The organism is Streptomyces sp. TRM68416, from assembly GCF_014596915.1.
Lineage (GTDB): Bacteria > Actinomycetota > Actinomycetes > Streptomycetales > Streptomycetaceae > Streptomyces.
The window spans coordinates 21,756-44,816 of the sequence record NZ_JACVWU010000028.1 but is presented as its reverse complement, the minus strand read 5'-3'; the positions used below and the strand labels follow the sequence as shown (position 1 = coordinate 44,816).

24 protein-coding genes are annotated in these 23,061 nt (G+C 71.9%); 7 read left to right on the top strand and 17 right to left on the bottom strand.

Going from position 1 to position 23,061, the window contains the following annotated elements; translation table 11 throughout:
- Nucleotides 1-35: 35 nt before the first annotated feature.
- From rocD to ICC28_RS33715, 3 genes are all read right to left on the bottom strand, one after another.
- Nucleotides 36-1,262, bottom strand: a complete 1,227-nt coding sequence (gene rocD / locus ICC28_RS33725; protein ID WP_188292605.1) for an ornithine--oxo-acid transaminase — start codon at nt 1,260-1,262, stop codon at nt 36-38.
- Nucleotides 1,262-2,071 carry a dimethylargininase gene (gene ddaH / locus ICC28_RS33720; protein WP_188292604.1) on the bottom strand — a complete coding sequence of 270 codons (810 nt, stop codon included), beginning with the start codon at nt 2,069-2,071 and terminating at the stop codon, nt 1,262-1,264. Before ddaH ends, rocD begins: the two co-directional genes overlap by 1 nt.
- A 121-nt stretch (nt 2,072-2,192) precedes the next feature.
- Nucleotides 2,193-2,696 carry an Lrp/AsnC family transcriptional regulator gene (locus ICC28_RS33715; RefSeq protein WP_188292603.1) on the bottom strand — a complete coding sequence of 168 codons (504 nt, stop codon included), beginning with the start codon at nt 2,694-2,696 and terminating at the stop codon, nt 2,193-2,195.
- A 77-nt stretch (nt 2,697-2,773) separates the two neighbouring features.
- Between ICC28_RS33715 and ICC28_RS33710 the strand changes: the two genes are divergently transcribed.
- The 4 genes from ICC28_RS33710 to ICC28_RS33695 all read left to right on the top strand — a co-directional run bounded on the left by ICC28_RS33710 (nt 2,774) and on the right by ICC28_RS33695 (nt 7,097).
- Nucleotides 2,774-3,523 carry a LytR/AlgR family response regulator transcription factor gene (locus tag ICC28_RS33710; RefSeq protein ID WP_188292602.1) on the top strand — a complete coding sequence of 250 codons (750 nt, stop codon included), beginning with the start codon at nt 2,774-2,776 and terminating at the stop codon, nt 3,521-3,523.
- A 1-nt stretch (nt 3,524) separates the two neighbouring features.
- Nucleotides 3,525-3,899 carry a hypothetical protein gene (locus tag ICC28_RS33705; RefSeq protein ID WP_188292601.1) on the top strand — a complete coding sequence of 125 codons (375 nt, stop codon included), beginning with the start codon at nt 3,525-3,527 and terminating at the stop codon, nt 3,897-3,899.
- Nucleotides 3,900-3,920: 21 nt separating this feature from the next.
- The gene (locus ICC28_RS33700) at nt 3,921-5,630 is read left to right on the top strand and encodes a cation acetate symporter (protein WP_188292600.1); all 1,710 of its coding nucleotides are present in this window, start codon (nt 3,921-3,923) and stop codon (nt 5,628-5,630) included.
- A gap of 252 nt (nt 5,631-5,882) precedes the next feature.
- Entirely contained in the window at nt 5,883-7,097 is a 1,215-nt protein-coding gene (locus tag ICC28_RS33695; RefSeq protein ID WP_188292599.1) for a sensor histidine kinase, read from the top strand.
- Nucleotides 7,098-7,100: 3 nt separating this feature from the next.
- Here ICC28_RS33695 and ICC28_RS33690 read toward each other — a convergent pair whose 3' ends face one another.
- From ICC28_RS33690 to ICC28_RS33670, 5 genes are all read right to left on the bottom strand, one after another.
- Nucleotides 7,101-7,271 carry a hypothetical protein gene (locus ICC28_RS33690; RefSeq protein WP_188292598.1) on the bottom strand — a complete coding sequence of 57 codons (171 nt, stop codon included), beginning with the start codon at nt 7,269-7,271 and terminating at the stop codon, nt 7,101-7,103.
- A gap of 184 nt (nt 7,272-7,455) precedes the next feature.
- Entirely contained in the window at nt 7,456-8,406 is a 951-nt protein-coding gene (locus tag ICC28_RS33685) for a cytochrome c oxidase assembly protein (RefSeq protein ID WP_188292597.1), read from the bottom strand.
- Nucleotides 8,407-8,519: 113 nt separating this feature from the next.
- Nucleotides 8,520-9,545 (bottom strand): 6-phosphofructokinase, encoded by a 1,026-nt coding sequence (locus tag ICC28_RS33680; protein WP_188292596.1) that lies wholly within the window; start codon nt 9,543-9,545, stop codon nt 8,520-8,522.
- 290 nt (nt 9,546-9,835) lie between these two features.
- Entirely contained in the window at nt 9,836-10,564 is a 729-nt protein-coding gene (locus tag ICC28_RS33675; protein WP_188292595.1) for a type 1 glutamine amidotransferase, read from the bottom strand.
- A gap of 17 nt (nt 10,565-10,581) precedes the next feature.
- Nucleotides 10,582-11,820 carry a MurT ligase domain-containing protein gene (locus ICC28_RS33670; RefSeq protein ID WP_188292594.1) on the bottom strand — a complete coding sequence of 413 codons (1,239 nt, stop codon included), beginning with the start codon at nt 11,818-11,820 and terminating at the stop codon, nt 10,582-10,584.
- Between the two features lie 113 nt (nt 11,821-11,933).
- Here ICC28_RS33670 and def point away from each other — a divergent pair, with 113 nt between their 5' ends.
- Nucleotides 11,934-12,473: a peptide deformylase gene (gene def / locus ICC28_RS33665; RefSeq protein WP_188292593.1), complete on the top strand. Its 540-nt coding sequence runs from the start codon at nt 11,934-11,936 to the stop codon at nt 12,471-12,473.
- 94 nt (nt 12,474-12,567) lie between these two features.
- On the opposite strand, the gene ICC28_RS33660 is transcribed toward def, so the two are convergent.
- A complete protein-coding gene (locus tag ICC28_RS33660) occupies nt 12,568-13,212 on the bottom strand; it encodes a TetR family transcriptional regulator (protein ID WP_188292592.1) in 645 nt (214 codons plus the stop codon).
- A gap of 174 nt (nt 13,213-13,386) precedes the next feature.
- Between ICC28_RS33660 and ICC28_RS33655 the strand changes: the two genes are divergently transcribed.
- On the top strand, nt 13,387-14,616 hold the full coding sequence (locus tag ICC28_RS33655) for an acyl-CoA dehydrogenase family protein (RefSeq protein ID WP_188292591.1): 1,230 nt from the start codon (nt 13,387-13,389) through the stop codon (nt 14,614-14,616).
- Between the two features lie 98 nt (nt 14,617-14,714).
- Here ICC28_RS33655 and ICC28_RS33650 read toward each other — a convergent pair whose 3' ends face one another.
- The 3 genes from ICC28_RS33650 to ICC28_RS33640 are packed head-to-tail and all read right to left on the bottom strand — an operon-like array spanning nt 14,715 to nt 17,753.
- Nucleotides 14,715-15,236 (bottom strand): cupin domain-containing protein, encoded by a 522-nt coding sequence (locus ICC28_RS33650; RefSeq protein WP_188292590.1) that lies wholly within the window; start codon nt 15,234-15,236, stop codon nt 14,715-14,717.
- A gap of 7 nt (nt 15,237-15,243) precedes the next feature.
- Nucleotides 15,244-16,458, bottom strand: coding sequence for a cytochrome P450 (locus ICC28_RS33645; protein WP_188292589.1), 1,215 nt, complete (start codon nt 16,456-16,458; stop codon nt 15,244-15,246).
- Nucleotides 16,455-17,753 (bottom strand): type III polyketide synthase, encoded by a 1,299-nt coding sequence (locus ICC28_RS33640; RefSeq protein WP_262928519.1) that lies wholly within the window; start codon nt 17,751-17,753, stop codon nt 16,455-16,457. Before ICC28_RS33640 ends, ICC28_RS33645 begins: the two co-directional genes overlap by 4 nt.
- Between ICC28_RS33640 and ICC28_RS33635 the strand changes: the two genes are divergently transcribed.
- Nucleotides 17,665-18,249 carry a transcriptional regulator gene (locus ICC28_RS33635; protein ID WP_188292587.1) on the top strand — a complete coding sequence of 195 codons (585 nt, stop codon included), beginning with the start codon at nt 17,665-17,667 and terminating at the stop codon, nt 18,247-18,249. The genes ICC28_RS33640 and ICC28_RS33635 overlap by 89 nt on opposite strands.
- Here the strand turns inward: ICC28_RS33635 and ICC28_RS33630 are convergent.
- The 5 genes from ICC28_RS33630 to ICC28_RS33610 form a co-directional block, all read right to left on the bottom strand.
- Nucleotides 18,246-18,482 (bottom strand): DUF6213 family protein, encoded by a 237-nt coding sequence (locus ICC28_RS33630; RefSeq protein WP_188292586.1) that lies wholly within the window; start codon nt 18,480-18,482, stop codon nt 18,246-18,248. The two genes, ICC28_RS33635 and ICC28_RS33630, sit on opposite strands and share 4 nt — an antisense overlap.
- Before the next feature lie 26 nt (nt 18,483-18,508).
- Nucleotides 18,509-19,903 carry an NADP-dependent succinic semialdehyde dehydrogenase gene (locus tag ICC28_RS33625; RefSeq protein WP_188292585.1) on the bottom strand — a complete coding sequence of 465 codons (1,395 nt, stop codon included), beginning with the start codon at nt 19,901-19,903 and terminating at the stop codon, nt 18,509-18,511.
- Nucleotides 19,904-19,943: 40 nt separating this feature from the next.
- Nucleotides 19,944-20,405, bottom strand: coding sequence for an NUDIX domain-containing protein (locus ICC28_RS33620; protein ID WP_188292584.1), 462 nt, complete (start codon nt 20,403-20,405; stop codon nt 19,944-19,946).
- A complete protein-coding gene (locus tag ICC28_RS33615; RefSeq protein WP_188292583.1) occupies nt 20,402-21,940 on the bottom strand; it encodes an ATP-dependent DNA ligase in 1,539 nt (512 codons plus the stop codon). The genes ICC28_RS33620 and ICC28_RS33615 overlap by 4 nt, the downstream gene beginning before the upstream one ends.
- Nucleotides 21,941-22,071: 131 nt before the next feature.
- Complete coding sequence (locus tag ICC28_RS33610; protein WP_188292582.1) at nt 22,072-23,001, bottom strand: NAD(P)/FAD-dependent oxidoreductase; 930 nt, start codon at nt 22,999-23,001, stop codon at nt 22,072-22,074.
- Between the last annotated feature and the right edge of the window lie 60 nt (nt 23,002-23,061).

Genomic DNA, 23,061 nt, shown 5'->3' with positions numbered 1-23,061 from the left:
CCCTCGCGGGGCCGCCGGTGGTGCGGCACGGCTCATCAGGCCCCCTGCGCCAGCACCTTCTCCAGGGTGCCGAGGGCCGAGCGCAGCTCCTCACCGGTGATCGTCAGCGGCGGCGCCAGCCGGATCGTGGACCCGTGGGTGTCCTTGACCAGGATCCCCTCCCGCATCAGCCGGTCGCTGACCTCGCGTCCCGTGCCCAGGGCCGGGTCGATGTCGACGCCCGCCCACAGCCCGCGCGCACGGAAACCGACGACGCCCCTGCCGACCAGCCGCGCCAGACCGTCCCGCAGGACCACGCCCAGGTCGGCGGCGCGCTGCTGGAACTCGCCCGTCTCCAGCAGCTCCACCACCGCCGTGCCGACCGCGGCGGCCAGCGGGTTGCCGCCGAACGTCGAGCCGTGCTCCCCGGGGTGCAGCACCCCGAGCACGTCCCGCCGGGCGACCACCGCGGACACCGGCACGATGCCGCCGCCCAGCGCCTTGCCCAGCAGCACCATGTCCGGGGCGACACCCTCGTGCTCCACGGCCAGCGTCCGCCCGGTGCGCCCGAGCCCCGACTGGATCTCGTCGGCGACGAACAGACACCCCTTGCGCCTGGTGAGCTCCCGCACGCCCGCCAGATAGCCCTCGTCCGGGACGATCACGCCCGCCTCGCCCTGGATCGGCTCCAGCAGCACCGCCGCCGTGGTCTCGTCGACCGCCTCCTCCAGCGCCGCCAGGTCGTTGTACGGCACGATCCGGAACCCCGGCGTGAACGGACCGAAGCCCGCGCGGGCGGTCTCGTCCGTGGAGAACGACACGATGGTCGTCGTCCGGCCGTGGAAGTTCTCCGCCGCCACCACGATCGTCGCCCGGTCGGCGGGCACGCCCTTGACGTCGTAGGCCCACTTGCGGGCCACCTTGATGCCGCTCTCGACGGCCTCCGCGCCCGTGTTCATGGGCAGCACCATGTCCAGGCCGGTCAGCTCCGCGAGCCGCTCGGCGAACTCGGCGAGCCGGTCGTTGTGGAAGGCGCGCGAGGTGAGCGTGAGGCGGTCGAGCTGACGGTGGGCCGCCTCGACCAGGGCCGGATGGCGGTGGCCGAAGTTGAGGGCAGAGTAGCCGGCCAGCATGTCGAGGTAGCGGCGGCCCTCCACGTCCTCCACCCAGGTGCCCTCGGCACGGGCGACGACGACGGGCAGCGGGTGGTAGTTGTGCGCGAGGACGGGCCCCTCCGCGCGGATCAGCTCGGCGGAGGAACGGGCGTGCGCGGGTGCGGTCATCAGCGGATCTCCTGGGTGCAGCACTTGATGCCGCCGCCGGCCTTGTGGAACTCGGAGAGGTCGACGGGGACGGGGACGTAGCCGTGGTCGTCGAGGCGCGCGGCGAGCGCCTCGGCCTGCGGGGCGATGAAGACATGGCGGCCGTCGGAGACGGAGTTCAGTCCGAACGCCATCGCGTCGTCGCGGGTGGCGAGCACCGCGTCGGGGTACAGCCGGGCGAGCACCTCGCGGCTGCCCGGCGAGAACGCCTCCGGGTAGTAGGCGATGTTCGCGTCGTCCAGCACGAAGAGCGCGGTGTCCAGATGGTAGAAGTGCGGGTCCACCAGGGTCAGGCTGATCACCGGGTGGCCGAAGAACTCCTGCACCTCGCGGTGCGCCTCCCGGGTCGTCCGGAACCCGGTGCCGGCCAGCACGTACCGGCCCGTCCAGACGAGATCGCCCTCGCCCTCGCAGACCGACTCGGGCCGGTGGACGTCGTAGCCCGCCTGCTTGAACCAGGTGTCGTAGTGGCGGGACTCGGGGCGGCGCTCGGGCGCGTGGAAGAGGGAGCCGAAGACGCGGCCGTCCACGACGACCGCCGAGTTCGCGGCGAAGACCATGTCCGGGAGACCGGCGACCGGCTCCACGGCGTCGACGTTGTGACCGTGGGAGCGGTAGGCGCGGATCAGCGCCTGCCACTGCTCCTGGGCCAGATCGACGTCCACGCGGACGTCGGGCTGCATCCAGGGGTTGATCGCGTACTGCACGGCGAAGTGTCTGGGTTCGCAGACGAGGTAGCGCCGCCGGCGCGGCACACGGGTGTCGGGCACAGAGGGGTTCCTCCGCTTCCTGCGTGTGAACGGGGTTGACACCACGGTAGAAACTGACGCCGACGCCCGACAAGGAACGAGAGCTGCGTGTTCGCGCAGGAATGCTGCGTTGTGATCGGCGTCAGCGCAGGTCTGCTGCGTCTTCGGGGGCGGCATGGCTCGCGCCCGCTTCCGGGCTTTCCGGGATGAGGTGGGACAGCACCATCACGCTGATCGTCTTCCGGATGAACGGCTCCACGCGGATGCGCTCCAGCACCTCCTCGAAGTGCTCCACGTCCCGCGCCCGCACGTGCAGCAGCGCGTCCGCGCCCCCCGTCACCGTCATCGCCGCCGTGATCTCCGGATGGTTGCGCACCACCTCCGCGAGCCGCCGCGGCGGGGCCGCGCCCTCGCAGTACACCTCCACGTACGCCTCCGTGCGCCAGCCCAGCGCCGACGGCTGCACCGTGGCCGTGAACCCGGTGATCACCCCGGTCTCCCGCAGCCGGTCCACCCGCCGCTTCACCGCCGTCGAGGAGAGGCCGACGTCCGCGCCGATCTCGGCGAAGCTGGTCCTGGCATTCGCCATCAGGGCGGTGATGATCTTCCGGTCGAGCTCGTCGAACGGCGCGGGCCTGCTGCTCATGGCGGCACCCTACCCAGCGAGAACGTCCCACCTCGGGACATGTCCAGACGTACGAATTACTCCTACACTCCACGTTCATGCTGCGTGCCCTGGCTGTCGACGACGAGCGCCCCTCGCTGGAGGAGCTGCTGTACCTCCTGAACGCCGATCCCCGCATCGGCAGTGCGGAGGGCGCCGGCGACGCGACCGAGGCGCTGCGCCGGATCAACCGCGCCCTGGAGTCGGGTCCCGCCGGCCCCGAGGCGATCGACGTCGTCTTCCTCGACATCAACATGCCCGGCCTCGACGGACTGGACCTGGCCCGGCTGCTCAGCGGGTTCGCCAAGCCGCCGCTGGTCGTGTTCGTCACCGCCCACGAGGACTTCGCCGTCCAGGCCTTCGATCTCAAGGCCGTCGACTACGTCCTCAAGCCGGTGCGCAAGGAACGTCTCGCCGAGGCCGTCCGCCGGGCTGCCGAGCGCACCGACACCGGCCCCCGCATACCCGTGCACGAACCCGACCCGGACCACATACCCGTCGAGCTGGGCGGCGTGACCCGCTTCGTCGCCGTCGACGACATCACCCACGTCGAGGCCCAGGGCGACTACGCCCGCCTCCACACCGACAAGGGCAGCCACCTCGTCCGCATCCCGCTGTCCACCCTGGAGGAGCGCTGGCGCTCCCGCGGCTTCGTCCGCATCCACCGCCGTCACCTCGTCGCCCTGCGCCACATCGGCGAACTCCGCCTGGACGCCGGCACGGTCAGCGTCCTGGTCGGCGACGAGGAACTCCAGGTCAGCCGCCGGCACGCACGCGAGCTGCGGGACCTGCTGATGAGGAGGCCCTGACGTGCCCGGCCAGGACCCCGCCGAGCGCCGCGTCGTCGTCACCGGCCCGCCCCGCCGCATCCGCCGCGGCTCCGGCTACTACCGGCCCCGCACCGAGATCGACGAGCAGACCACCCTCGGCCACACCTACGTCCGCTCCCTGATGCGCTCCCAACTGCGCGCCGCCCTCGCCGTGGCCGCCGTCCTCGGCCTGCTCGTCCTCCCGCTGCCGGTGCTGTTCGCGGCCATCCCCGACGCCGCCCGCTTCGAATGGGCCGTCCTCGGCTTCTTCCTCTACGTCCCGCTCGTGCTGCTCGCCGCCTGGTACGTGCGGCGCGCCGAACGCAACGAACGCGACTTCGTCCGCCTCGTCGAGGACCAGGACCAGGAACGCTGACCGGGAAAGCACTGACCGACCGTGAACGAGAACTTCGCCGTCCCCGCCGTGGCCCTGGTCGTCGCGGCGACCGTCCTCGTCGGCGCCTTCGGCCTGCGCATCTCCCGCACCACCTCCGACTTCTACGTCGCCTCCCGCACCGTCGGCCCCCGCCTCAACGCCGCCGCCATCAGCGGCGAGTACCTCTCCGCCGCCTCCTTCCTCGGCATCGCCGGCCTGGTCCTGGTCCAGGGACCCGACATGCTCTGGTACCCGGTCGGCTACACGGCCGGCTACCTCGTCCTGCTGATCTTCGTCGCCGGCCCGCTGCGCCGCTCCGGCGCCTACACGCTCCCCGACTTCGCCGAGGCCCGCCTGGCCTCCCCGGCGGTACGGCGCCTTGCCGGGGCCTTCGTCGTCGGCGTCGGCTGGCTGTACCTGCTGCCCCAGCTCCAGGGCGCCGGACTGACGCTGACCGTGCTCACCGGGGCGCCCGACTCGCTCGGCGGCGTCATCGTCGCGGTCGTGGTGGTCGCCATCGTCGCCGCCGGAGGCATGCGCAGCATCACCTTCGTCCAGGCCTTCCAGTACTGGCTCAAGCTCACCGCCCTGCTGGTCCCCGCCCTCTTCCTGGTCCTCGCCTGGCAGCACGACGGCGCCCCCGACCACGCCTTCGACGAACCGGCCACCTTCCGCGAACAGCGCACCGTCCGCGTCGCAGACCGCGTCGACCTGCGCCTTGACCGCCCGCTGACCGTCACCGTGAGCGGCACCGTCGACGGCCGCGCCCACGACGACGACCGCCTCGAACTCCCCGCCGGCACCCATCGCATCGAGGCCGGCACCCGGCTGACGTTCGCCGCGGGCTCCGCCGTCCCCGAGCCCGAGCGGGGCGGCGACACCGACCTGTCCCCGTCCCAGGCCGAGAGCCGCGGCGAACGCCCGCTGTACGCCACGTACGGCCTGATCCTCGCCACCTTCCTCGGCACCATGGGCCTGCCGCACGTCGTCGTGCGCTTCTACACCAGCCCGCACGGCGTCGCCGCCCGCCGCACCACCGTCGCCGTCCTCGCCCTGATCGGCGCCTTCTACCTGCTGCCCCCGGTCTACGGCGCCCTCGGCCGCCTCTACGCACCCGAACTCACCCTCACCGGCCACGCGGACGCCGCCGTCCTGCTGCTGCCCGAGCGCATGATCGGCGGCCTGGGCGGCGACCTGCTCGGCGCGCTGGTCGCCGGCGGCGCCTTCGCCGCGTTCCTGTCCACCGCCTCGGGCCTGACCATGGCCGTCGCCGGCGTGCTCACCCAGGACGTGCTCCCCGCGCGCGGCGTACGGCACTTCCGGCTCGGCACGGTCCTGGCGATGGCGGTGCCGCTCGCCGCCAGCGTCCTGGTCGGCGGGCTGCCGGTCGCCGACGCGGTGGGCCTCGCCTTCGCCGTCTCCGCGTCCTCCTTCTGCCCGTTGCTCGTGCTCGGCATCTGGTGGCGGCGGCTCACCCCGCCGGGCGCCGTCGCCGGGATGCTGGTCGGCGGCGGTTCCGCACTGCTCGCCGTCGCCGCCACGATGGCCGGCTTCCCCGGCACCGGCGCCCTGCACGCCCTCCTCGCCTGGCCCGCCCTCTGGTCGGTCCCCCTGGGCTTCCTCACGATGATCCTGGTCTCCCTGTCCACCCCGAGCCGCGTCCCGCCGGGAACGGCGGCGATCCTGGCCCGGTTCCACCTGCCCGAAGAGCTGGCGGAGGTAAAGACATGAACGGCTCGGCAGCGCCCCGAAGGGGCGCGGGACTGTATCGATGTGCGGCTCCGCCGCGGTGCGCGACCAGCCACGACGGCGCCGCGGCCGACGGACGACCGGTGCCGGCATTTCCGGTGGAGCGCCGCGCGGAGGTAAAACCATGAGCGGTTCGATGGCGCCCGAAAGGGGCGCGGGGAACTGCGCGACCAGCCACAGCGGTGCCGCGGCCGACCGACGACCTGTATCCGCACCCCCCGCGGAGCGCCCCGCATGAGCGGGTTCGTCGCCGGGCTGTGCGTGGCGATCCTGCCGCTGCTGGCCGCCGGGTTCTGGCTCGGCCGGCGTACCGCGCGGCCCGAGAGCCGGGGCGGTCTCGGGACGCCCGTCGAGCACGCCACCTTCGAGACGCTGCACACCGCCTCCCTCGCCGCACCCCCGCTGCGGGCCGGACTGACAGAGGAGACCGCCCGCAAGGCGGCCCGCAGGCTGCGCTCGCTGCTCGGCACGGACGCGCTGTGCCTGACCGACCACAAGGACGTGCTGGCCTGGGACGGCGTCGGCGGCCACCACCGCGCCGAGATCATGGAACGGCTCGCGGGCCCCCTGGAGTCCGGCCGCGGCGAGGCCTTCCCGCTCACCTGCGAAACCCCCGACTGCCCGGTGCGCTGGGCGGTCGTCGCCCCGCTCACCGTCGACGACCGCGTCCACGGCACGCTCGTCGCCTGCGCGCCCCGCGAGTCGGCCGTCCTCGTCCGCGCCGCAGGCGAGGTCGCCCGCTGGGTCTCCGTCCAGTTGGAACTCGCCGACCTCGACCAGTCCCGCACCCGCCTGATCGAGGCCGAGATCAAGGCCCTGCGCGCCCAGATCTCCCCGCACTTCATCTTCAACTCGCTCGCGGTGATCGCCTCGTTCGTGCGCACCGACCCCGAGCGCGCCCGCGAACTGCTCCTGGAGTTCGCCGACTTCACCCGCTACTCGTTCCGCAGACACGGCGACTTCACCACGCTCGCCGACGAACTCCACGCCATCGACCACTACTTGGCACTCGTACGGGCACGCTTCGGCGACCGCCTCGCCGTCACCCTCCAGATCGCCCCGGAGGTCCTGCCGGTCGCCCTGCCCTTCCTCTGCCTCCAGCCGCTCGTGGAGAACGCCGTCAAACACGGCCTGGAGGGCAGGACAGCCTCGTCCGGCACATGCCACATCGGCATCACCGCACAGGACGCCGGCGCCGAGGCCCTCGTGGTCATCGAGGACGACGGCGCCGGAATGGACCCCGCCGTGCTGCGCCGCATCCTCGCCGGCGAGGTCAGCCCGTCCGGCGGCATCGGCCTGTCCAATGTCGACGACCGGCTCCGGCAGGTCTACGGCGACGACTACGGCCTCGTGATCGAGACCGCGGTCGGAGCGGGGATGAAGGTCACCGCCCGGCTGCCCAAGTACCAGCCGGGGGTGCACTCGGCGGGCCGGCTGACCGGCGGATGAGGGTCACGTACTGCCGGTCACCACCATGCCGAGCGTGATCAGCCCGAGCACGACCCAGCCGAACCACAGCCAGCCGTTGCTGCCGAGCGCCACCGTGTAGGCGGTCACCACGACGAGTCCGCCGACGGTGAGCACCCCCATCGTCCGTGTAGAACTGTCCGTAGAACCGGGCATCGCAACACCCTCCTCATGGTTCGTCCCCCTCCATGGTGCCCCCGATCTGCCTCCGGGCGGCGTACACGACGAAATGTGAGCCCTACTGCCAGGGCTCACCGCCGGTCCGGGAGCCGCCCGGGCGAGCGTCACACCCTCGCCCGATCGGGTGAATCCGGGCGCTGGCGGGCCATGAAGAGTCCGGTCAGTTCCCCCGTGCGTGCAGTGAGGCCAGATAGGCGTTGTACGCCTCGAGCTCCTTGTCGCCGTCGCGGTCGGCGGCCCGGTCCTTGCGCTTGGCCTGGCGCTGGTCCGAGGCGTACCACTGGAACAGCAGGGCGATCAGCACCAGCACGGAGGGGATCTCACTGAACGCCCAGGCGATACCGCCGGCCGCGTTCTGGTCGGAGAGGGCGTCGATGCCGAGCGAGGCGGGCGGGTTCCGGTACGTCTCCACCATCGGGGTGGACGCCATCATCAGCGCGATGCCGAAGAACGCGTGGAACGGCATGCCCGCGAACAGCTCCAGCATCCGCATGAGATAGCCCGGCCGGTGCGGGCCGGGGTCCACGCCCATGATCGGCCAGAAGAAGACCAGGCCGACGGCGAGGAAGTGCACCATCATCGCCACGTGCCCGGTCTTGGAGCCCATGAGGAAGTCGAAGAGCGGGGTGAAGTACAGCGCGTACAGGCTCGCGATGAACAGCGGGATCGTGAACACGGGGTGCGTGACGATCCGCATGTAGTGGCTGTGCAGCAGCATCAGCAGCAGCTCGCGCGGCCCCTTGCGGTCCCGGCCGGCCACGGGCAGCGCGCGCAGCGCCAGTGTGATCGGGGCGCCCAGCAGGATCAGGATGGGCGACAGCATGCTGATCACCATGTGCTGCACCATGTGCACGCTGAACATGACCATGCCGTAGTCGTTGAGCTTGGTGCACATCACCAGCGCGATGGACAGCACACCGACGACGAACGCGGCCGTCCGCCCCGCGGACCACGCGTCCCCGCGCCGCCGCAGCCGCACGACCCCCCACGCGTACAGGGCGATCCCCAGCACACAGGCGACGAGGAAGAACGGGTCCGGCGACCACTGGAGCCCCCGCCCCAGCGTGAAGGGCGGCAGATCCATGGTCATGCCGTGCCCGCTGTGATCCATTCCGCCGGCTCCTGTTTCATGGGGGTTGTGCAAGTCTGTCCGCACACAGACTAGAACTGCCCCCGGCCGTCGCTGCGGCCGGGGGCAGTCTGTTCAGCGTCGTACGACGTGTCCTACAGCACGCACTCCGCTTCCTCGTACCGGTTCGCGGGCACGGTCTTCAGCGTCTCGACGGCCTCCGCGAGCGGCACCATCACGATGTCCGTGCCGCGCAGCGCGGTCATGTGCCCGAACTCACCGCGGTGCACGGCCTCCACCGCGTGCCACCCGAACCGGGTGGCGAGGACACGGTCATACGCGGTGGGCGTACCGCCGCGCTGCACGTGTCCGAGGATCACCGGCCGGGCTTCCTTCCCCAGCCGCTCCTCCAGCTCGATCGACAGCTGACGCGCTATCCCGGCGAAGCGCTCGTGGCCGTAGATGTCCTTGCCGCCCTCGTCGAACGCCATGGACCCGGCCTTCGGCTTGGCGCCCTCGGCCGCGACGACGATCGCGAACCGCTTGCCCGCCTCGAACCGGGCGCCGACCTTCTTCGCCAGTTCCTCGATGTCGAAGGGCCGCTCGGGGACGACGATGGCATGGGCGCCGGCCGCCATGCCGGAGTGCAGCGCGATCCAGCCGGTGTGGCGGCCCATGACCTCCACCACCAGCACCCGCTGGTGGGACTCGGCGGTGGTCTTCAGCCGGTCCAGCGCCTCGGTCGCGACCCCGACGGCCGTGTCGAAGCCGAAGGTGACGTCGGTGACCGCGATGTCGTTGTCGATCGTCTTCGGCACGCCCACCACGGGCAGGCCGGCGTCCGACATCAGCCGGGCGGCCTTCAGCGTGCCCTCGCCGCCGATCGGGATGATCGCGTCGAGGCCCAGTTCGGCGACATGGCCCTTGGCCCGCTCCACGCCGTCCCGCAGGTGCGAGGGCTGGACCCGGGAGGAGCCGAGGATGGTGCCGCCGCGGGCGAGGATGCCGCCCACCGCGTCGAGATCGAGCTTGAGGTAGTCGCACTCCAGAAGGCCCTTCCAGCCGTCCCGGAAGCCGATGACCTCGTCGCCGTGGTCGACGACGGCACGGTGCACGACGGACCGGATGACGGCGTTCAGGCCGGGGCAGTCGCCGCCGGACGTGAGGACACCAATGCGCATAGCCCGAATACCTTCTCAACGTGGGCCGGGTACCGGACCACGTTGTCCGGACTGATTCCCGGCCACCCTACCGGCGTGAGGGGGTGGCACCGTACCGGGCGTCCGCCTGCTGGACGCGCCCGCACATGTGAGCGGACGCCCCGTCAGGCGGGCCTGGCGAGCAGGGTGGCAGAGCGCGCTGGAACGCGCCTTCAGAACCCCTGGAGCAAGGCTCACGCAGGCTGCTGCGCAACTGTGCTCACGCAGGCTGCTGCGCAGCTGTACTCACGCAGGCTGCTGCGCAACTGTGCTCACGCAGGCTGCTGCGCAGCCGCGATGCGCTCGTTGCGGAGCGCCTCGTACCAGCGGTCGTCGGTCGGCGGCAGCGCGTTCACGTCGAGCGCCAGCTTCAGCAGCAGGTCGGCGATGAGCGGGTTGCGCGCGAGCACCGGGCCGTGCATGTACGTGCCGAAGACCGTGTCGTTGTACGCGCCCTCCGTGCCGTCGCCCGTGCCGTTGCCCTTCCCGAGCTTGACCTGGGCGAACGGGCGGGCCGTCGGGCCGAGGTGGGTGACGCCCTGGTGGTTCTCGAAGCCGGTCAGCGGCGGCAGCCCGAGCCGCGGGTCGATGTCCGCGAGCACGTCGCCGACGCACCGCTCGCCCTCGCCGCGCACGGACACCACGTCCAGCAGACCGAGGCCGGGCTCGCGCTGGCCGAGGTCGTTGATGAACTCGTGGCCGAGGATCTGGTAGCCGGCGCACACCGAGAAGACGATCGCGCCGTTGCCGACGGCCCGGTGCAGACCGCCGTCCCGGCGCAGCCGCTCGGCCGCGAGCCGCTGCGGACGGTCCTCGCCGCCGCCGATCAGGTAGATGTCCCCGGAGGTGGGGATCGGCTGGTCGCTGCGCACGTCGAGGCGGGCCACGTCCAGGCCGCGCTGGCGCGCGCGGCGCTCCACGACGAGGACGTTGCCCTGGTCGCCGTACGTGCTGAGCAGGTCCGGGTAGATCCAGACGACCCGCAGCTGGTTGTCGCTCACAAAAGTCCCCTGAGATGTCAGTTGCCGACGCGGCGGCGCAGGTCCTGGAAGGCGGTGTAGTTGGCGATGACCTCGATCCGGCCGGGCGGGCACAGTTGCACCGCCTGGTCGAGGTTCTCGCAGACCTGGAACTGCTGGTTCGCGACCTCCAGCCGCACCGCGAGGTCCAGCTTCCGGTCGCCGATGACGCAGATCGGATGACCGGTCAGACGCGTGTAGTCGACGTCCCACAGCCAGGAGGTGTCGGTGCCGTCGGCGCCGCGCGCGTTCACCGAGAGGATGACCGGCGTGGGCGGCGGATCGATCAGGCTGAACGTTTCGAGCCAGCCCGCCGGGTTCTTCGCGAGCAGCAGCCGGAGGTCACGGCCCTGGAACTGCACGACGTCGTAGCGTCCCGCGACGGCCTGCACCTGGTACATGCGCTCCAGGGCGACCTGCGGCGGCACCCCGAACACGGCGGCCACGGCGGCCGAGGAGGCGGCGTTGGCCTTGTTGGCGCGGCCGGGCAGCTGGAGGTGGATGGGCCACGCGGATCCGTGCGGGTCCAGGACGTGGTCGCCGGAGAGCGCCCAGCTCGGCGTGGGACGGCGGAAGCCGCACTCGCCGCAGAACCAGTCGTCGCCGGGGCGCTGCATCACACCGCCGCAGGACGGGCAGGACCAGGCGTCGTCCTTCCACATCTGCCCGGCGGCGACCCAGATCACGTTGGGGGAGGAGGAGGCGGCCCAGACGACGAGCGGGTCGTCGGCGTTGGCGACGATGACCGCCTTGGACCCGGCCAGCCCCTCGCGCCAGTTCTCCGCGAGCATGCGGGTCTCGGCCGCGCGGTCCAACTGGTCGCGGGAGAGGTTCAGCAGTGCGATGCACTTGGGGGCGGTGTCCCGGGCGACACCGGCGAGGTACTTCTCGTCGACCTCGATGACGCCGTACCGGGACTCCGAACCGCCCGCGAGGGCGGAGGTGATGCCGGCCGGCATGTTGGCGCCGAGCGCGTTCGACACGACCGGGCCCGCGGCCCTGAGCGCCTCCGCGATCAGCCGGGTGGTCGTGGTCTTGCCGTTGGTCGCCGACACCAGGACGACGTCCAGGTTCTGGGCGAGCCGGGCGAGGAGGTCGGGGTCGAGCTTGAGCGCGACCCGGCCGCCGATCACCGAACCGCTGCCGCGCCCCGCGGCGCGGGATGCCGCCGCGACCGCCTTGCCCGCGGTTACGGCGATCTTGGCCCGCGGCGAGAGCGGGTCCGAGTTGCCTGCCATCAGTCCTCGATCCTCCTTGCGTACGCGCCGCGCCTCTGCCTGACGGCAACGTGGTAGGTGGTCAGCCTATCGAGATCCATTCGCACTCCCGAATCGGCCGTAACCTTGCCGCCATGCGACACGGTTCCATTCCGGGCGCCCGCGGGCGTGTCCGGCCCCTCACCCTGCTCGGTGACCCGCTTCTGCACGCACCCTGCAAGGACGTCAGCGACTTCGGTCCCGAACTCGTCACCCTCGTCGAGGACCTGTTCGCGACCATGTACGCGGCGCAGGGCGTGGGCCTGGCGGCGAACCAAGTCGGCGAGGCGTTGCGGGTGTTCGTCTACGACTGCCCCGACGACGAGGACGTGCGGCACCTGGGGCACGTGGTGAACCCGCGGTTGGTGGAGACCGACGGGGTGGTGCTCCGGGGGCCGGAGGGCTGTCTGTCCCTGCCCGGACTCGAAGCGGGGACGGAACGGTACGACCACGCCGTCGTCGAGGGATTCACGATGACGGGGGAGCCGGTGCGGGTGCATGGGACGGGCTTCTTCGCCCGCTGCCTCCAGCATGAGTGCGACCACTTGGAAGGGAAGGTGTACGCGGACCGTGTGACGGGTTGGCGGCACAGGAGGCTGATGCGACAGGTGACGCGAGCTTCGTGGCGCCGGTGAGTGCACGTACCCAGGGGCACGGGGCTGTATTGATGTGCGGCTCCGCCGCGTGGGCGCGACCAGCCCCCACCGACCCGCGGACGGCGAACAACCGTCAGAACCCCGGACCGCCGATCCTGTCCCCCGCCGCCGCAAGCCGCCCCCACAGCAGATCCGCAAGACTCCGCACCAACTCGGCCCGGGAACACGGCCGTTCCCCCAGCCACCAGTCACCCGCCGCGTGCATCATCCCGACGATGCCGTGCCCCCACACCCGGGCCAGCTGCTGGCTTCCGGGTCCGAGGTCCACCCGCTCCTCGATGACCTGCGCCAGCTCCTCGCCCATCCTGCGGAGCAGCGGCGCGCTGTGCTTGCCGACGTCGAAGCCCTGGTCCGCGGGCTGGCCGCCGTCCGCCGGGTGCATCAGGAACCGGTAGACCTGGGGGCGCGCCTCGATGGCCGCGAGGTAGGTGTCCAGGGTGGACTCCACCCGTTCCCGTCGCTCCGCCGGAGCGTCCAGCGCGGCGCGCAGGGAGTCCAGGAGCGCGTCCGTGTGACGCTTGGCCAGGGCGGCGTAGAGTCCGCCCTTGTCGCCGAAGTGCCGATAGAGGATCGGCTTGGTGATTCCGGCCTCCGCCGCGATGGCGTTCATCGAGGCCTGCGGGCCGTCCCGCAGCACCACCCGGTCGGCCGCCTCCAGCAGCTCGCGCCGGCGGCGGTCGGCGGATCTCTGCTGATCGGTCCGCTGTGTGGTGTCCATGTGCCTCTCCCCACCCGTGCAGTTTCGGTGACGCCTGCGCAAACTAACACTCAACACGTCCTCCGCATCGAACGGGCTGCCGAGCGGTCATCGGGAGTTGACTTTTCCTACCCACCGGTAACAGACTGCATGTTACCGCTAGTAACATGCACGTGCGCCGCCGCTGGAGGGGACATGGCCGAGTTCACCATGGAGCTCAACGACGAACAGAAGGAGGTGCGGGACTGGCTGCACGGCTTCGCCGCCGACGTCATCCGCCCCGCGGCCGCCGAATGGGACGAGCGTGAGGAGACTCCCTGGCCGGTCATCCAGGAGGCCGCCAAGGTCGGCATCTACTCGCTCGACTTCTACGCCCAGCAGTACTTCGACCCCACCGGCCTCGGCATTCCGATGGCCATGGAGGAGCTGTTCTGGGGCGACGCGGGCATCGCCCTGTCGATCGTCGGCACCGGCCTGGCCGCCGTCGGCGTCCTCGCCAACGGCACCGAGGAACAGATCGGCACCTGGATCCCCCAGATGTACGGCGATGCCAACGACGTCAAGGTCGCCGCCTTCTGCTCCTCCGAGCCGGACGCCGGTTCCGACGTGGCCTCCATGCGCACGCGTGCCGTCTACGACGAGGCCAAGGACGAGTGGGTCCTCAACGGGACGAAGACCTGGGCGACCAACGGCGGCATCGCCAACGTCCATGTCGTCGTCGCCGTCGTCGACCCGGAGCTCGGCTCCAAGGGCCACGCGTCCTTCATCGTCCCGCCGAACACGCCGGGCCTGTCCCAGGGGCAGAAGTTCAAGAAGCACGGCATCCGCGCCTCGCACACCGCCGAGGTCGTCCTGGAGGACGTCCGCGTCCCCGGCTCCTGCCTGCTCGGCGGCAAGGAGAAGCTGGACGAGCGCCTGGCCCGGGCCCGCGAGCGGGCCAAGGCCTCCGGCGGTGAGCGCGTGAAGAACGCGGCGATGGCCACGTTCGAGGCGAGCCGCCCCGCCGTCGGTGCCATGGCCGTCGGCACGGCCCGCGCCGCGTACGAGGTCGCCCTCGAATACGCCACGACCCGCGAGCAGTTCGGCCGCCCGATCATCGACAACCAGGGCGTCGCCTTCCAGCTCGCCGACATGCGCACGTCGATCGACGCCGCGCGCCTGCTCGTCTGGCGCGCCTCCTGGATGGCGGTCAACGGCAAGCCGTTCACCGCCGCCGAGGGCTCGATGTCCAAGCTGTTCGCCAGCGAGACGGCCAAGAAGGTCACCGGCCAGGCGATCCAGATCCTGGGCGGCAACGGATACACGCGGGAGTACCCGGTGGAGCGGATGCACCGGGACGCCGCGATCTACACGATCTTCGAGGGCACCAGCGAGATCCAGCGGCTGGTGATCGCCCGCACGCTCTCCGGGACGCCGATCCGGTAAGCGCTCCGCTCGCCTGCGGGCTCGTCGTGGCCGGTCGCGCAGTTCCCCGCGCCCCTTTGGGGGCGCTGCCGAACCGCAGTCGAATGCGCCGGGTCCGCTCACCGATGGCGCAGCGGCGTCAGCTGCTCGATGTCGTACCGGGCGCGCAGCTCCTCGATCGCCGCGTGGTCCGGCGGGCCGCCGCTGCCCAGGATCTCCAGCAGTTCCTCGAAGTAGTGCTCGTGGTCCGGCGGCGGGCTCGCCTGGAAGAACATCCGGGCGGGCTCGCCGGTCGGGTTCGCGAACGCGTGCGGACAGCCGGGCGGTACGACGATCACCGTGCCCGGCGTCGCCCGTACCACCCTGTTGCCCGAACCCGACTCCCAGCGCTGCCAGTTGTCGGGGGTGCGGACTCGCGGCTCGAAGGCGAGCACGTCCAGCTCGCCCTCCAGCACGTAGAACAACTCCTCGCTGCGGGTGTGCACATGGGCGCCCACGTCGAAGCCGGGCGGCACGAGCACCTCGAAGGTGGACGCCGTGCGCGAGTGCGAGCCGGTCACCTTGAAGGTCACGTGCTGGGCCGGCGTCCGGACCACCCGGCCGTGACCGGGCGGCACCAGCAGCCCTTCCGTCGCCGTCATCGCGGGCTCACCACGTCACCGGCAGGGCTTCGGGCCCGCGGATCAACGCGCCCTTCCTGAAGGGCACCTTCTCCGGCGGCACGGCCAGCCTCAGTCCCGGGACCCGGTCCAGCAGCGCGTCGAGCAGGAGCTGCGACTCCAGACGCGCCAGCATGCCGCCCGGGCAGTAGTGCGGGCCGAAGCCGAACGCCACATGCGGGTTCGGGCTGCGCGAGAAGTCGATGGTCTCCGGGTAGGGGAAGACCTCCGGGTCGCGGTTGGCGGCCAGGTAGGAGACGTAGATCGCGTCCCCCGCCCGGATCCGTACGCCCCTGATGCCCACGTCCTCGGTGGCGATCCGCGACAGGCCCACCGCGTTGCGGTGCGGGATGTAGCGCAGCAGCTCCTCGACGGCCCGGGGCCGGATCTCCGGCTCGGCGCGCAGGCGTTCGGCCAGGGCCGGGCGGGTCAGCAGGAGGTAGAACATCTGCCCGCTGTTGTTGGTGACCGCCTCGCCGCCGATCTGGAGGAGCACCGCGAGACCCACGGCCTCCTCCAGGGTGACCTCGCCCCGGCCCACGGCGGCGCCCAGCAGCGAGGCGACGTCCTCGCCGGAGCCGCCCTCCCGCAGACCGATGAGGTCGGCGAAGTAGGAGCCCATCTCGTTCCTGGCCCGCTCGCTGACGTCGGCGCCGTGCGCGGAGGACAGGATCAGCTGGGTCCAGGTGTGCATGACGTGGTGGTCGGCGGCCGGTACGCCCATCAGCTCGCAGATCACCGCGATGGGGAACGGCGTCAGGACGGCCGCGGTGAGGTCGGCGGGCGGACCGTCCCCCAGGAGCTCGTCGACCAGTTCGTCCAGCAGGCGGCGGGACCTGTCGCGGATCCGCTCCACACCCCTGGCGGTGAACGCGGCGGCCACCGAGCGGCGCAGCCGGGTGTGGTCGGGCGGGTCCAGGAAGCCGACCGCGCCGCGGGCCGGGACGAAGTGCGGGGCGAGCCGGGTGACCGGCCGGTCCATGACCGCCTCGCGGGAGAAGCGGGGGTCGTTGGTCACCGCGCGCACATCCTCGTAGCGGGTGACCAGCCAGGCCCAGCCCTCGCCGTTGGGCAACTGGATGCGGGTGATCGGGCCCTCCCGCATCAGCTCGGTGAGGACCGGGTCGAAGTCGACGCCGCTCAGGTCGAGCGCGGGCCAGGAACGGATCGGGGGGAGGATCTCGGTCAGGGTCTCTTCGCTCATGCCGCCTCTTCGTCCGTACGGTGCCAGCGGCCCAGGGCCATCTCGGCGGTGATGCCGGGCCCGAAGCCGGCGAGCAGCCCGCGCGCCCGTTCCCGGGCACCGCCCTCGTCGAAGAGCCGGCGCAGCGCGTCCAGGACGACGGCGCTGGCGATGTTGCCGTACTCGGTGAGCGTGGCCCGGCTGAAGCGGAAGGCGTGCGGGTCGACCTGGAGGAACGTGCTGAGGTCGTCGAGTATTCGAGGGCCGCCCGCGTGGACTATGTAGAAGTCAAGGTCGGCGGCGTCCCAGCCGTGCAGGCCCGCGAGGTCCTGGAGCGCCGGGGCGAGCGGCTCCATGGTGGCGGGCACCCGCTTGTCCAGCAGGAAGTGGAACCCGGTGGCCCGGACGTCGTACATGATCCACTCCTCGGTCTTGGGGATCAGGTACGAGCCGTTGCGCTCCAGGCGGATGCCCTCGCCGCCCCGGCCGCGCACCACGGCGGCCGCGATGCCGTCGCCGAACAGGCCGTTGGAGAGCAGCGAGCCGACGCCGAGATCGGTGGGCTGGTAGCACAGCGAGCAGAACTCGCAGGCCACGATGAGCACGTTGGCCTCGGGGTAGGCCGTGCAGAAGTCGTGCGCCCGGTTGATGGCCGCGCCGCCGGCCGCGCAGCCCAGCTGGGCTATGGGCAGTTGGCGGGTGGTGGCCTCGAAGCCCATCTCGTTGATCAGCCAGGCCGTCAGCGAGGGCATCATGAACCCCGTGCACGACACGTAGATGATCACGTCGATGTCGCTGGTGAGCAGCTCCGCGTCGTCGAGCGCCCGCTGGACCACGGACGGGACCCTGGCCTTCGCCTCCGCCACGTAGATCTTGTTGCGGTCCTCGAAGCCGGGGTGTCTCAGGGTCTCCTCGATGGGCTGCACGATGTGCCGGGTGCGTACCCCCGTGTTCTCGATCAGCCGGAGCGCCAGCGGAAGTTGGGGATGGTCGGCGTGGCGGGAGGCCGCCAGCTCCAGCGTCTCCTCCATCGTGATCACGTGCTCCGGAACGGACACCGAGGGTCTGCACAAAGTCGCCATGAACCGTGCCTGCTTTCGCCTCAGAGAGTGGTCCAGTCCACAATCACCCGAGAGGGCGACGATCTCGCGCGGGACTACTCCGTATCGGGGACCCGTGCCAGGCTCGGAGCAGTAACCGCGCACCCGGACCGACGGAGGCTCCGCGATGACCAACCCACTGGTGCCGCTGATCGACCGGGGCAAGGCCGACCGGGCCGTACTCGCCGCCCTCGCCCGGGAACAGCGCCTGGTCATCGCCGCGGACCGGCGCTCCTTCCGGCACCTGGCGCAGCGCGCCGTCGAAGAACCGGAGACGGCCGCGTTCTTCGCCCTGCTCGCGGAGGGCGAGACCCTGGCGGCCGGACACCTGGAGGCGTTCGCCGCGGCCTGCGGCCCCGACGCCACCGGCGACCACGAGCCGCTGGCGGGCTGCCAGGCCTACCCCGCGTACGTGGCCTGGCTGGCCCTGAACGGCGCGCCCGCCGACGTGCTGGTGGCGCTGACCGCCAACTTCGCCGAATGGGGCGGTTACTGCGCGACTGTCGCCCGCGCCCTGCGCGACCACTACGGCTTCCCGGACGAGGCCTGCGCCTTCTTCGACTTCTTCGCCGAACCGTCACCGGAACTGGAGCGGCGGGCGAGCGCCGCGCTGCGGTCGGCCCGGCCGGACCAGGAGCGGGCGCGCCGCTACGGCCGTCTCCTCCAGGAGTACGAGGGGATGTTCTGGCGGACGTTGCTGCAGTCGGCCTAAGCCGTCCCTCCGCTGCTGTGCGCGATGCACGCCACGTCGATGCGGTCGGCGAGCTTCGCCAGTTCGATCGTCAGCGCGGCGACCGTGTCCTCGTCGAGCCCGTCCTCCCCGGCCTCCACCAGATGCAGCCACCGGCCGCCCACCGTCCGCAGCAGCTTGCTCACATCGGCCGCGGACACCTGCAAGGTCCCGCGGTCGTCGACGATCAGAGGCAGAGTCACTTCGCGGTTCACAGAACGGGATCGTAGCCGCGGGTGCGTCACGCACCCTGCCAAACCGTGGTGATGTTGCAGAACTCGCGGATTCCGTGCCCGGACAGCTCACGCCCAAACCCGGACCGCTTGACCCCGCCGAACGGGAACGCCGGATGGGAGGCGGTCATCCCGTTGACGTAGACGCTGCCCGCCTCCAGGTCCCGGACGAAACGGTCGACCTCGGCCTCGTCCCGGGTCCAGACGTTCGAACTGAGTCCGAACGGGGTGTCGTTGGCGAGGAGCACCGCCTCGTCCACGTCCCCCACCCGGTACAGCGTGGCGACCGGGCCGAAGGCCTCCTCCCGGTGGATGCGCATCTCGCGGGTGATGTCGGCGAGGACGGTCGGCGGGTAGTACCAGCCGGGCAGCTCCGGCCGCCGCAGCCGGTGGCCGCCGCACAGCACGGTGGCGCCGCCGCGCGTGGCGTCGTCGACCAGTTCCTCCAGGTCCGCCCGCCCCTGCTCGCTGGAGAGCGGCCCGACCTCGGTCTCCTCGTCCATCGGGTCGCCGACCTTCAGCGCCTTCATGCCCTCGACGAACCGCTCGGCGAAGGCGTCGTAGACCTCCTCGTGCACGATGAACCGCTTGGCGGCGATGCACGACTGGCCGGTGTTCTGCACGCGTGCGGTGACCGCGACCTGCGCGGCCCGGTCGAGGTCGGCGGACGGCATGACGACGTAGGGGTCGCTGCCGCCCAGTTCCAGCACCGTCTTCTTCACCATGTCGCCGCAGACCGAGGCGACCGAGCGGCCCGCGGGCTCGCTGCCGGTGAGGGTGGCGGCCTTCACCCGCTCGTCACGCAGGATCTCCTCCACCGCGGCGGAGCCGATCAGCAGGGTCTGGAACGTGCCCTCCGCGAACCCGGCCCGGTGGAAGAGGTCCTCCAGGTACAGGGCGGTCTGCGGCACGTTGGAGGCGTGCTTGAGCAGGCCGACGTTGCCCGCCATCAGCGCGGGCGCGGCGAACCGGACCACCTGCCACAGCGGGAAGTTCCACGGCATCACCGCGAGCACCGGGCCGAGCGGGCGGTAGCGCACCCGGACGCGGGAGGCGCCGGAGTCCTTCACGTCCGCCTCGGCGGGCTCCTCGTCGGCGAGCAGTTCCTCGGCGTGCCCGGCGTACCAGCGCATCGCCTTGGCGCACTTGGCGGCCTCGGCGCGGGACTGCCGGACGGGCTTGCCCATCTCGGTGGTCAGCACCCGCGCGATGTCCGGCTGGTCCTCGTCCAGCAGGTCGGCGGCCCGGTTCAGCAGGCGGGCGCGCTCGGCGAACGTGGTGGTGCGGTACGTGCGGAACGTGGCCTCGGCGAGCCGGAGGCGGCGCTCGATCTCCTCGGCGCCCATGGCCTCGTACGTCTTGAGTGTCTCGCCGGTCGCCGGGTTCACCGTGGCGATGGGCATGGGGGACCTCCCGGGAACGGACTCTGTCTCGACCTTCGCATCAGCCCGAGTGCTCCGCCAGCCGGTCGAGAAACGCGCCCTGCGCCTTCACGATCACCTCCCGGGCCCGGGCCGGGGTGAACCACGCCACCCGGTCCAGCTCCGGGAACTCCTGTGTCCGCCCCGACTTCGGCGGCCACTCCAGGGTGAACGTGCCGGGCGTGACGGAGTCCGGGTCGAGGTCGGCCTCGACCGCCCACACGGTGACGAGCTTGCCGCCCGACTGGCGTACCTCGCCGAGCGGGACGGCCTCGCCCTCGGGCGGCGGCACGCCGAGTTCCTCCCGGAACTCGCGCCGGGCCGCGTCCCACGCCGACTCCGTCCCCGGCTCGTACTCGCCCTTCGGCACGGTCCACGCCCCCGCCTCGCGCCGGGCGAAGAACGGGCCGCCCATGTGGCCGAGCAGCACCTCCACGCCGTCGCCGGTGCGGCGGAACAGGAGCAGTCCGGCGCTGTGCCTCACGGCGTCACCCCGGGGTGGGCGGCCAGCAGTGTCTCCACCGTGTCCGCGTCCTCGGGGCGCTTGTCCTCCCGGTAGCGGACCACGCGGGCGAACCGCAGGGTGACCCCGGCCGGGTAGCGGGTGGACCGCTGGAGGCCGTCGTAGGCGATCTCCACGACGAGTTCGGGGCGTACGGTCACCACGTGGCCGTCGGTGCCGACGGCGAGTTCCTGGAGGCGTTCGGTCTGCCAGGTGAGCAGGGCGTCGGTCATCCCCTTGAACGTCTTGCCGAGCATGGCGAAGGAGCCGTCGGCGGTGCGGGCGCCGAGGTGGAGGTTGGAGAGCTTGCCGGTGCGGCGGCCGTGGCCCCACTCGGCGGCGAGGACCACCAGGTCGAGGGTGTGCACGGGCTTGACCTTCAGCCAGGACGCGCCGCGCCGGCCCGCGCTGTAAGCGGCGTCGAGGGCCTTCACGACCACGCCCTCGTGGCCGCGCTCCAGCGTCTCGGCCAGGAACTCCTCCGCCTGCCGGCGGTCCTCCGGGCCGGAGACCAGGGCGCGCCGGACCCGCATCGGCTCCGGCACGAGCCGGGCCAGCTCGGCGTGGCGGTCGGCGAACGGCAGGTCGAGGAGGTCGTGGCCGTCGACGGACAGCGCGTCGAAGAAGACGGGGGAGACGGGCACCGCCCGCGCGGCCGTCGCCACGTCCGCGCGCGAGCCGACGCGTCCGGCGATCTCCTGGAAGGAACGGGGGCGTCCGTCGGCGTCGAAGGCGATGACCTCGCCGTCCAGGATGAACCGCTCGCCCCTCAACTCCCTGGCTGCTGAGATGAGTTCGGGCAGGCGGTCGGTGATGTCGTCGAGGGTGCGGGTGTAGAGCCGTACGGTGTCGCCGTCCCGGTGGAGCTGGACGCGGATGCCGTCGAGCTTCTCCTCGACCGCGCAGGCGCCGAGCTTGTCGACCGCCTCGGCCACCGAGGAGGCGCTGTGCGCCAGCATCGGCAGGACCGGGCGGCCGACGGTGAGCCGGAAGCGGTCGAGGGCGGCGGGGCCCGCGGAGAGCAGGGCCTCGGCCACCGCCTGGAGCGAACCCGCCAGCATCACCGCCCGCCGTACGTCCGCCGCGGGCGCCGCGACCGCCTGCGCCAGGCCCTCCACCGCCACCGCGTCCAGGGCGCCCTGCCGGACCTCGCCGGTGATCAGCCCGACCAGGAACCGCTGCTCGTCCGCGGTGGCCGCACCCATCAACTCGCCCACCAGCCGCGCCCGTTCGGCCTGCGATCCGGCGCCCGAGACCGCGCCCAGCTCGGTGAGCAGGGCGTCCACCTCGGCCACGGTCAGGCTCGGTTCGGCGGCCGGGGCCACCGGGCGGCTCAGCACCTTCCAGCCGACGCCGAGCCTGCCCTGCGGCAGCCGCCCCGCCAGATAGGGGATGACGATCGGCACGTCCGCGGCCTCGGCGTCCCGGAACAGCTCCGCCAGCAGGGCGACCTTCCGGGACCGCGCCGAGGCGGCGGCGACCTCCTGGGACACACGGGCCAGCCGGGTCAGCAGCATGCAGCCATGGTGCAACGCGCTGCGCGGATGTACACCTGGGCGAAGGGGGCGGGCGTCGGCTGCGGCGCCGTCGTGGCCGGTCGCGCAGTTCCCCGCGCCCCTTCAGGGCGCCTTGACTTCCCCTGTCCCGCTCAGAGCGCCGCGTCGAGGTCCGTCATCAGCAGCTCGCCGTTGATCGTGGCGCCGGCCCGGTAGCCGCCCGCGGCCGCGTTCACGACCTGCTCGGCGAAGCCCATCGCGTTGCCCACCGCCCACACGCCGGGCACGCTGGTCAGACCCGTCGGGTCGACCACGGGGTAGGCGCCGAACGGGGTCTCCGTCAGCTCGGCGCCGAGCTTTTCCAGCAGCCCGGTCTGCGGGACGGCGCGCGGGGCGACGAACAGCGCCTGGCGGTCGTGCACGGAGCCGTCGGCGAGGCGTACGCCGGTGAGCCGGTCGTCCTCGACCACCACCTCGGCGACCGTGCCGGGCACCACCCGCACGCCGGCCGCCGCCAGCCTGCGCAGGTCGTCGTCGGACAGCTCGCTCTCGTCGACCTCGTGCAGGAAGAGGGTCACGTCCTTGGACCACTGGGAGACCATGAGCGCCTGGTGCACGCTCATCGGGCTCGTCGCGAGCACCCCGAAGGCCTGGTCGCGCACCTCCCAGCCGTGGCAGTACGGGCAGTGCAGCACGTCCCGGCCGAAGCGCTCGGCGACGCCGGGCACGGGTGGCAGCTCGTCCTTCAGGCCGGTGGCGATCACCAGCCTGCGGGCGCGTACGGTCCTGCCGCTCGCGAGGGTCACCTCGAAGCCCTCCGCCTCCGCCTCCGCCACGTCCACCGCCCGGTCCCGGACGAGCTCGACGCCGTAGCGGGCGATCTCCTCGCGGCCGATCGCCAGGAACTCGGCCGGGGCCATGCCGTCCCGGGACAGGTAGCCCTGCATGTGGGCGGAGGGTGCGTTGCGCGGCTCGCCGCCGTCGACGACCAGGGTGCTGCGCCGGGCGCGGCCCAGGACGAGGGCGGCGGACAGGCCCGCGGCGCCGCCGCCGATCACGATCACTTCGTAGGTCTCGGTCATGCCGACACGGTCGCTCCGGAGCCGCGGGATTGACAAATGTCTTTGCCGATTCTGCAATAC